At 50.6% G+C, this 9,507-nt stretch carries 8 protein-coding genes; all 8 read right to left on the bottom strand.

The annotated features are described in order from the left end of the window. The coding region (locus tag AC1WIP_RS06645; protein WP_481141112.1) for an ABC transporter permease at positions 1-806 on the bottom strand (806 nt) is incomplete at its 3' end. 15 nt (positions 807-821) lie between these two features. Further along, positions 822-1,493 carry a 4'-phosphopantetheinyl transferase family protein gene (locus AC1WIP_RS06650; RefSeq protein WP_481141113.1) on the bottom strand — a complete coding sequence of 224 codons (672 nt, stop codon included), beginning with the start codon at positions 1,491-1,493 and terminating at the stop codon, positions 822-824. 111 nt (positions 1,494-1,604) lie between these two features. Further along, complete coding sequence (aspS, locus tag AC1WIP_RS06655; RefSeq protein WP_481141114.1) at positions 1,605-3,389, bottom strand: aspartate--tRNA ligase; 1,785 nt, start codon at positions 3,387-3,389, stop codon at positions 1,605-1,607. A 27-nt stretch (positions 3,390-3,416) separates the two neighbouring features. Further along, complete coding sequence (hisS, locus tag AC1WIP_RS06660) at positions 3,417-4,679, bottom strand: histidine--tRNA ligase (protein ID WP_481141115.1); 1,263 nt, start codon at positions 4,677-4,679, stop codon at positions 3,417-3,419. A 60-nt stretch (positions 4,680-4,739) separates the two neighbouring features. Beyond that, positions 4,740-5,573: a YhfC family glutamic-type intramembrane protease gene (locus AC1WIP_RS06665; RefSeq protein WP_481141116.1), complete on the bottom strand. Its 834-nt coding sequence runs from the start codon at positions 5,571-5,573 to the stop codon at positions 4,740-4,742. A 19-nt stretch (positions 5,574-5,592) separates the two neighbouring features. Next, entirely contained in the window at positions 5,593-7,062 is a 1,470-nt protein-coding gene (gene hemZ / locus AC1WIP_RS06670; protein WP_481141117.1) for a coproporphyrinogen dehydrogenase HemZ, read from the bottom strand. Between the two features lie 76 nt (positions 7,063-7,138). Continuing rightward, positions 7,139-7,804 (bottom strand): MBL fold metallo-hydrolase, encoded by a 666-nt coding sequence (locus tag AC1WIP_RS06675; RefSeq protein WP_481141118.1) that lies wholly within the window; start codon positions 7,802-7,804, stop codon positions 7,139-7,141. Then, a partial coding sequence (locus tag AC1WIP_RS06680; RefSeq protein WP_481141119.1) for a RelA/SpoT family protein occupies positions 7,801-9,507 on the bottom strand: 1,707 nt, incomplete at its 5' end. The genes AC1WIP_RS06675 and AC1WIP_RS06680, both read right to left, overlap by 4 nt.

Consider the following 9,507-nt stretch of genomic DNA (forward strand, 5'->3'; position numbering starts at 1 on the left):
TGGGTAAGGTTTCCCACATTTACCTGAATGGCTCCAATATAAATCAGAAGAATTATGGCGCCATTTACGATCACATAGGTCACGGGATTCATGAAGGCGCTGATCTTCCCCACAAACATCTGCAGGGCGGCAAGAGCCTGATTATTCTCCTGAAAGCGTTCCTTTTCCCGCTCCTCCTGGTGAAAGGCACGAATTACACGCACTCCTGTGAGATTCTCTCTTGTGATCCCAAGTATCCGGTCCAGACCAGCCTGCACCTTTTTATACAGCGGAATAGTCCAGAGCATAATTCCAAAAACCACAACTCCAAGGGCCGGAATCGCCACTGCAAACACCAGCGCGCTCTTCACATCTATGGTGAAAGCCATGATCATGGCGCCAAACACAATGATGGGAGAACGCAGAAACAGGCGCAGCACCATATTCACCCCGGACTGCACCTGATTGATGTCACTGGTCATCCGTGTGATCAGGGTGGAGGTTCCCGCCCGGTCAAGATTGGTAAAGCTTAAGGACTGAATATGGTCGAACAGAGACTGCCGCAGCTTTGTGGCAAATCCCACAGCCGCCTTGGCCGCAAAATACTGTGCGGTAATGGAGGACACCAGCCCCACCGCTCCCAGAGCCAAAAGACAAAGCCCCATTTGAGCGATATATCCCATATCCTCCTGTGCAATTCCCCTGTCTATGATGCCCGCCATCACCAGGGGAACCAGCAGCTCAAAAAGAGCCTCCAGCAGCTTAAAAAGCGGCGCCAGCACAGACTCTTTTTTATAATCCTTCAAATAAACAAGCAATCTCCTCATCTAAAACCAAATCTCCTATTTTTCTTTCTCACAAAGCTGCATACAGGCTGCAGCGCAGTAGCCCTCCGGGCTGGGAAGCATAATCCAATGGGCTTTATCGTCAATACAGCTTCCCAGATTTTTCCCCACTCCCTGGCCAGTCAGCTTCCCATAGGCTTCCCTGCGGCACCAGCACTCATAAAAATAATTCTTCTTTTCCCTCTCCGAAGCGTATCCGGCAAACCGTCTCCTTTCCTCCTGGGAAAAAAAACGCTCTGCCAGTCTTTCCACAGGACAGTCCCTCTCCTGCTGGATATCCGCTCCGATCTCCCTTTGGGAAAAAGCGCACAGCACATAATCACCGGAATGGGAAAGACTAAAGAAATACGGGTAATTTGTCACATAGGGCTTTCCCTGTGCCCCATAAGCAAAATGCAAGGGCAGGGGCTCCCCCGCACGATCCAAAAGCTCCTGCAAGGTCAAAGAAGAAACGGTCTCCTCTTCTCTTTTTGAAAGGAGCGCTTCCTGCAGGGCCAGCTGAAGCAAAAGTCCAGCGCCGGCGCTTTCCAGCCGTTTTCTTGGATTTTTTATGCTCTGGATACGATTTCGCCTTTCCTGATCCAGCCCCTTTAGGATGGATTCCAGCCAAAAATCTTCCCCCTGCCCATCTGCCCCTTTCAGAGACAGCAGATAAAACCGTTCCTCCATATTTTTCCAGCAGTTCCTCTCTTCATCTGTGCTTTAAGTACAAGAAGGCTGTCGGAAATCTACCAGCTCCGCCAGCCTCCTTTTTCAAAACGCCTGTACTTTTTTGCGCACTCATTCCCCAGTAATCTGCAGATGCAGCTCTGCAAGCTGTGCATCGTCCACCACATCGGGAGCGTTTGTCATCAGGCAGGAGGCATCCTTTACCTTAGGGAAGGCAATGACCTCTCGAATGCTCTCCGCCTTTGTCAAAAGCATCACAAACCGGTCCATGCCGATGGCCAGTCCCGCATGAGGAGGCACACCGTACCGGAAGGCATTTAACAAAAAGCCGAACCGTTCCCATGCCTGCTCCTTGGTAAAGCCCAGCACCTCAAACATTTTCTCCTGAATGTCATCCTGGAAGATACGGACGCTGCCGCCCCCCAGTTCCACACCGTTTAATACAATATCATAGGCCTTTGCCCGCACCCTTCCGGGATCCGTCTCCAGCATGGGAAGATCCTCCTCCATGGGCATGGTAAAGGGATGGTGCATGGCCGTAAAACGGTTCTCCTCCTCGCTCCACTCAAGCAGAGGAAACTCCGTCACCCACAAGAAGTCAAATCTGTCGTTATCAATAAGCCCCAGCTGCCCAGCCAGCTCGCAGCGAAGAGCCCCTAAAACAGCCCACACATTCTTTAAACCATCCGCCGCAAACAAAAGCAGATCTCCAGGCTCTGCCTCCATTGCCCCAGCCAGTCTCTCAAGCTCTTCCCCTGTCATAAACTTTGCAAAGGAGGATTTGTAGGTTCCATCCTCCTGTACCGATAAATAGGCCAGCCCCTTTGCGCCATATCCCTTTGCAAACTCCACCAAAGCGTCGATTTTCTTTCTGGGCATCCCGGCCTGTCCTTTTACATTGATCCCCCGGACACTGCCGCCGTTTTCCAGGGCGGAGGTAAACACGCCAAAGCCGCAGCCCCTGACGGTCTCCGAAACGTCCACCAGTTCCATGCCAAAACGGGTATCCGGCTTATCCGAGCCGAAACGGTTCATGGCCTCCGTCCAGGTCATGCGTCTGATGGGCAGCTGCACATCAATTCCGATGGCATCCTTACATACCCTGGCCACCATCCGCTCTGTCACGTCGATCACGTCGTCCACATCCACAAAGGACATCTCCAAGTCCACCTGAGTAAATTCCGGCTGTCTGTCCGCACGAAGATCCTCGTCCCTAAAGCACTTTGCAATCTGGAAATAACGGTCATACCCAGAGCACATCAGAAGCTGCTTAAACAGCTGGGGAGACTGAGGCAGCGCATAAAAGGCGCCTGGATGCACACGGCTTGGCACAAGGTAATCTCTGGCTCCCTCCGGCGTAGATTTCTGCAGAATGGGCGTCTCGATCTCCAAAAATCCCTCTGATTCCATAAAGCGGCGGATATTGGCAGCGATTTTGCTGCGCAGTATGAGATTTTTCTGCAGATCCGGCCTGCGCAGGTCAAGATAACGATACTTTAAACGCAGCTCCTCCTTGGTCTTGGAATCCGCTTCAATAGGAAAGGGCGGCGTCTGGGCCTCAGAGAGGATTCTGATCTGCTCTGCCCTCACCTCCACCTCTCCGGTGGCAAGGCCTTCGTTGACAGCGCCCTGGCGTCTCTCCACTTTTCCCGTCACTGCCACCACAAATTCGCTCCGAAGCCTTTCCGCCTTTGCAAAGCTTTCGGCTCCGCACTCGCTCTCCTCAAAAATAACCTGCAGAATCCCTGCTCTGTCACGCAAATCCACAAATATGATACCGCCCTTATTGCGCTGCTTCTGCACCCAGCCCATAACGGTAACGCTCTCTCCCACATTCGCCGCAGACAGCTCCCCGCAGCGGCATGTCCTTTTTAAGCCTTTCATCGACTCAGCCATAATTTACCTCTCTCTTCGTCCGCACTTTTAATTTTTAAGGGGATTCTTATAAAATTCCACAAATTCCTCATAGCCCTCTTTTTCCAGCTGCTCTTTTTGGAATTTTTTGTTTTTGTTCATACGCACCACCAGCACCTGGCTGCCGTCTTTTCTGGCCTCCTGGGCCTTTCGAATGATCTGCCCCAGGGCATCTGCCTCCACGCCCTTTTCAATCAGATAAGCGATCTGTTTCGGCTTCTTTGGCACCTGAAAGCCATTCTCCATTAGCAGCATGATAATCCGTTCAAAGCCGATGGAAAAACCACAGGCCGGCACATCATTTCCGGTAAATTTTCCAACCATTTTGTCATAGCGCCCGCCTCCCCCGCAGCTTCCGCCAAATTCCGGAATGGCTATCTCAAAGATAGTTCCCGTGTAATAGGACATTCCTCTCACTAAGGCAGCGTCAAACACCATCTCAAAGTCGGCACTCTTTGCAGCATCTACGCTTGTTATGATCTCCTGCAGTCCTCCTTTTACCTCCGGCTCCAGAAAATCCCCCAGCGCATCCGCCAGATAGGCTATGCCGTCCTTTGCCTCAGAAAGTCCCTCAAACAGGGCCAGATATTTTTCCACGCAGCCCTTTTCAAAGCCGTTGTCCAAAAGCTCCTTTTCCACACCGGGAAGGCCGATCTTATCCCTCTTATCCAGAGTGATAAATACGCTGTCAAAATCCTTCTCGTCAAAGCCGCTGTACGCCGCCATGGCCTTCAGTATCCTTCTGTCGTTGATCCGTATCTGGAATTTCTGAAAGCCCAGCCTGCCCAGGGTGGTTGTGGTGGCTAAAATCAGCTCAATCTCCGCCAGATTGGAGGGCTCTCCCAAAATATCTATGTCGCACTGCATAAACTGGCGGAATCTTCCCCTCTGGGGCCTGTCCGCCCGCCAGACATTTCCCATCTGCAGCGCCTTAAAGGGAGTGGGAAGCTTCGCCGCGTTGTTGGAATAATAGCGCACCAGGGGCACAGTCAGATCATAGCGAAGCCCGCTGTCTACAACCTCCTCCTCGGATACGGCCGCCTCCACATTCAGCTTTTCCCCACGCTTCAGAATCTTAAAAATCAGCTTCTCGTTATCGCCGCCCTGCCTGCTGGTCAAATTTGCAATGTTTTCCACACAGGGCGTCTCTATGGACGTAAATCCAAACCTGCCGTAGGTATCCTTGATCACGCCTATCACATAATCCCTGATCTGCATTTCCTCCGGCAGAATGTCCTTCATGCCTGTCACAGGCTTCTTGCTAAGTGCCATGCCATCTCTCGCTTTCATCCAAATTTATCTATTCCATGATATAGTTTTTCCGGGATGCTGTCAAGCCGCAGTTGCCCAGCGCAGACGGATTCGGCGTATGACCATTACAGACAATACTGCAACTGCCGTCAGGAAGGTATATATCATGAGATACGCCAAAGACACAGATATCACATTGCCCAGATATTCCGATGCCATGCCGTTTACCAGGGGCACTATAAAATCAACTGTCCCGTGAATCAGGACACATGCCCCAACGCCCACAATATCCTTTTTCTGGCTGACAAAATAGCAGACAATCATACTTAACGCCATATGCAGGATTACAGTGAGAATTCTTTCATAGCCCGCTAACAAAAATATGCCCGGATTCGCATTCACCAGGCTCTCCTTCACCGCTAAAAGCTGTGTGGTATCCACCCCCAGCGCCGCCGTCTGCTCTATCACAGCGTCAAAGCTTCCTGTATTGATCATGATAATGTACACTAAATTATTGATATAGGTCAGCCCTACAATCACCATCGCCTCAATGCTGCCGTGGCCTAAGCCTGCCGCCAGACCTCTTACATAGGTCAGTCTTTTCCCCATAAGCTTGGCTGCAATATATCTGCCCGCCGCCTCAAACAGCGCCGCCGTAAGGGCCAGAAGCAGGCAATACCATACATAGTGTTTTGTTGCAAAGGCCGTAAACCAGGAAGTCATGGAAAGCACGCTTAAAATGGGGCTTCTTAAGAGAATCTGGAATACGAAAAAGCCCGCCGCGCCCAAAAGCCATGCCGTCCAGACCCCCTTTCCCTTGTTTTTTATGCCATATACAAGATACACGATCACAGGTAAAACCAGACAGATAAATAATGTGATGGAAACTGTTATAATTGTTGCCGCCGATACCATGCGCCGTCCTCCCTTGCTCCTAAAATGCTTCCTTGCGCTGAATCATCTCATCAATTTTCTCAATGTAAAGCGTCACGTCCTTCACATTGCTGATGCGCTCAATCCTGCCGTCCGGCAGCACAAGCTTTGAGATGCTTCCCGCACCGCAGGCTATAATGGTCTGCTTCTCTTCCATAATCAAAATATTGTAAAGCCCATATTTCCCCGGCCTTGCATAGCCCACATTTTCAAAATTTCCCGAAATATTTTTCTGACGGTACAAATAGTAGGGCTCCATGTGAAGCCGCCTTGCCCCCTTTTCTGCAATCTCCATGGTTTCATCCGTATTTTTAAGCATGGAAATTCCGTTTTCCTGTATCCATTGGTTCAGCTTAGAGGCCCGCTTTACCGCCAGGGAATGCACCGTAAGACTGTCCGGGCCAAGCTCTGCCACCCGGTCTATGGTGTACTGCACATCCTGCGCAAGCTCCCCCGGAAGTCCCAAAATCAAATCCATGTTGATGTTGTCAAAGCCCATCTGCCGCGCCAAAAAAAATGCCTCCTCCACCTGGGCCGCTGAAGCCTTTCTGCCGATTCGATCCAGAGTCTCCTGCTTCATGGTCTGAGGATTGACGGAAATGCGGTCCACTCCCTTTTCCTTAAGCACGGAAAGCTTTTCCTGCGTAATGCTGTCCGCCCTTCCTGCCTCCACCGTAAATTCCTTCACCTGGGAAAAATCAAAAAAATGCTTTATCCCCGAAAGCAGTCTGTCTAATTGCTCCGCCTCCAGCGTGGTAGGGGTTCCCCCGCCTATATATACACAGTCAAGCCGCTTTCCCTGGTATTTGCGGGCCACATATTCCAGTTCCTTTAAGAGACAGTCCACATAGCGGTCCACTATCTTACGATATCCCCCAATGGGATAAGAGGTAAAGGAACAGTACAGGCAGGTGGTGGGACAAAAAGGAATGCCTACATAAAGACTATAGCCAAGGCTATAGTCTCGGCTATAGCCTTTGTCTTCGCATAATATCTTTGACAGGATTTCCCGCTCCCTCTCTGCGATATCAATGCTGAGAGCGGCTTTTTCTTTGCTGACAAAGTGTTTATCCTCTAAGTAGTCCATGATCTCCTGTCTGTTCTTTCCCTGCTCCAGCATTCCGTATGCAATTTTCGTGGGCCGGATTCCCGTCAGGTTCCCCCAGGGCAGCTTTCTTCCGGTTTCCCTGCAAAGCACCTGATAGAGAAATGCCTTAAAGCCATTTTTAAAGTCGCTCCTGGTCTCCGGTACAGACCTTTTCTCCTCTTCTTTCGCCTGCCATTTATGCTCTCGTCCCTCCAGGCAGATTCTGGCGCCGCCTTCCCCTATCTCAATTTCCGCAAAAAAACGCTCCTCCCTCTCTCCGGATAGCACCTTCACGTTCCTGTCAGGATAAAAGGCCTTCACCAGCGCGTGCACATCATATTCAAAGGAGGGATCATTTAAGCTTACAAGCAATGTAGATTCCATTTTTTATCTCCGTTTTCTGGTCTGCAAAAATCGCAGCAAAGCGCTGCGATTTTGTTCAAAAATATTTTTCTGCAAGCTATACGCAGAAAGGATTATAGCTCTTTTCATGGCCCACTGTGGTGCCATCCCCATGTCCCGGGTAAAGCTTGGTCTCCTCTGGAAGGGTAAAAATCTTCTCCTTTATGGAGCGGATCAAGGTTCCCATGCTTCCTGTGGGAAAATCCGTCCTTCCCACAGATTCCAGAAAAATGGTGTCGCCGCACAGAAGAAAACCTGCCTCCTCAAAATAGTAACAGCAGCCTCCCGCCGTGTGTCCCGGAGTGGCGATCACCCTGCAGGTCATTCCGGCCACAGCAATCTCCTCTCCGTCCTTCACATAAACGTCCGCCTCCAGGGTACAGGGCCTGCCTGCCATCTTGGACACATTTTTCACAGCGTCGCCCAAAAGCGCTCTCTCCGCCTCGCAGGCATAGACAAGCACAGGCTCCGCTCCCCGCTCTGCCGCATCCTCATTTGCCCTTTTTCGCAGCTCCTCACAGCCCCAAATGTGGTCAAAATGTCCATGGGTCAACAAAATGCCCACAACGCAAAATCCGTTTTTCTTCAGGGTGTCAAAGATTGCCGCCCCCTGATCTGCAGGATCGGCCACGAGAACCCGGCTGTCTCCTGTCCTGTATAAAAAATAACAATTGGTCTGGCATGATCCCAGCACCATTCTCCCGATTTTTATTTCACCCATCATCCAGTCGTCCTTTCGATATCAATCACACTCTCAATTCCTCTGATCTTGTCTATTACCCGGTTTAGCTCTTCCCTGCTTCCAATCTCGAAGGTGGTCTGCAGTGTGGCAAGTCCCTGCTTGCTGGTACGGGTGTTCATGGAGAGAATGTCTATATTTTTCTCTGTCAATGCCTTGGAGATATCTGCCAGCAGACCGTTTCTGTTGTTTGCAAATATTTTGATCTCCGCCACATACTTCTCAGCCTGGGCATCCTCTGGCACCTGCCACTCCGCGTCGATCAGCCTGGCTCTCTCTATCTCCGGCAGATTGATGATATTGATGCAGTCCGTCCTGTGTATGGAGATGCCTCTCCCCCGGGTGACAAAGCCCACGATCTCATCCCCCGGCACAGGGGAGCAGCACTTGGAAAAGCGCACCGACAAGTCGGCGATTCCCTTTACCACAATGCCGCTTTTTGACTTGGTTCTGGCGTGCATCAAGGGCAGAGTATCCGTATTGGCCGCAATATTGGCCAGCACCTCCTCGTTTGTCAGCTCCTTCTTGTGCTCTCTGTCATAGAGCTCGTGAAGCTTATTTACAATCTGTCCCTCTTTCAAAGCTCCGTGTCCAATGGCGGCCAGCACCGAATCCCAGTCCCTGAAGCCGTACTTTCGCATCACCGCTTCCATGTAGCTTTGCTTTAACAAGCTGGAGAGGTTGATGGATTTTGTTTTGCAGTAGGACTGGAGAAGCTCTCTACCCTTGATGATATTGTCTTCCTTCAGCTCATTCTTAAACCATTGATTGATCTTATTTTTGGCCTGGGTGCTTTTTACCAGATTCAGCCAGTCCCGGCTGGGGCCCTTTGAGTTTTGAGAGGTAATGATCTCAATGCGGTCGCCGTTTTTGATCTCGTAGTCGATGGTGACCAGCCTGCCGTTCACTCTGGCTCCCACCATCTTATTTCCCACAGCCGAATGAATGCTGTAGGCAAAATCAATGGGCGTAGAGCCCGCTGGAAGGTTCTTCACCTCTCCTGTAGGAGTAAAGCAGTACACACTGTCGGAGAACAAATCCAGGTCATTCTTTAACAGGTTCATAAATTCCCTGTTGTCAGACATATCCCTCTGCCACTCCAGAATCTGGCGCAGCCAGACCAGCTTTTCCTCTTCCTGGGTCTCCACCTTTTTGCCGTCGGAGGCCTCTTTATATTTCCAATGGGCGGCAATACCGTATTCCGCCGCCTTGTGCATTTCAAAGGTTCTGATCTGTATCTCAAATGGCTGTCCGTTGGTGCCAATCAGCGTAGTGTGCAGAGACTGGTACATATTGGGCTTGGGCATGGCGATATAATCCTTAAACCGCCCCGGAATAGGCTTATACATTTCATGGATAACACCCAGGGCTGCATAGCAGTCCTTCACGGTGTCCACAATGATCCGGACGGCAAACAGATCGTAAATCTGATCCAGGGTTTTATTCTGGTTTTTCATCTTTTTATAGATGCTGAAGAAATGCTTTACCCGCCCGTCCACCTTTGCCTTGATGCCTGCATTGGCAATGTGCTCGCTGACCTCATCCACAATACTCTGGATATATTTTTCCCGGACACTTTTGCGCACGGCAATTTTGTCCACCAGATCGTAATAAACCTCCGGCTCCAGATATTTTAGGGACAAGTCGTCCAGCTCCGTTTTGATCTTGCTGATACCCAGCCTCTGGGC

The sequence above is a fragment of the Acetatifactor sp. genome, from assembly GCF_982438285.1.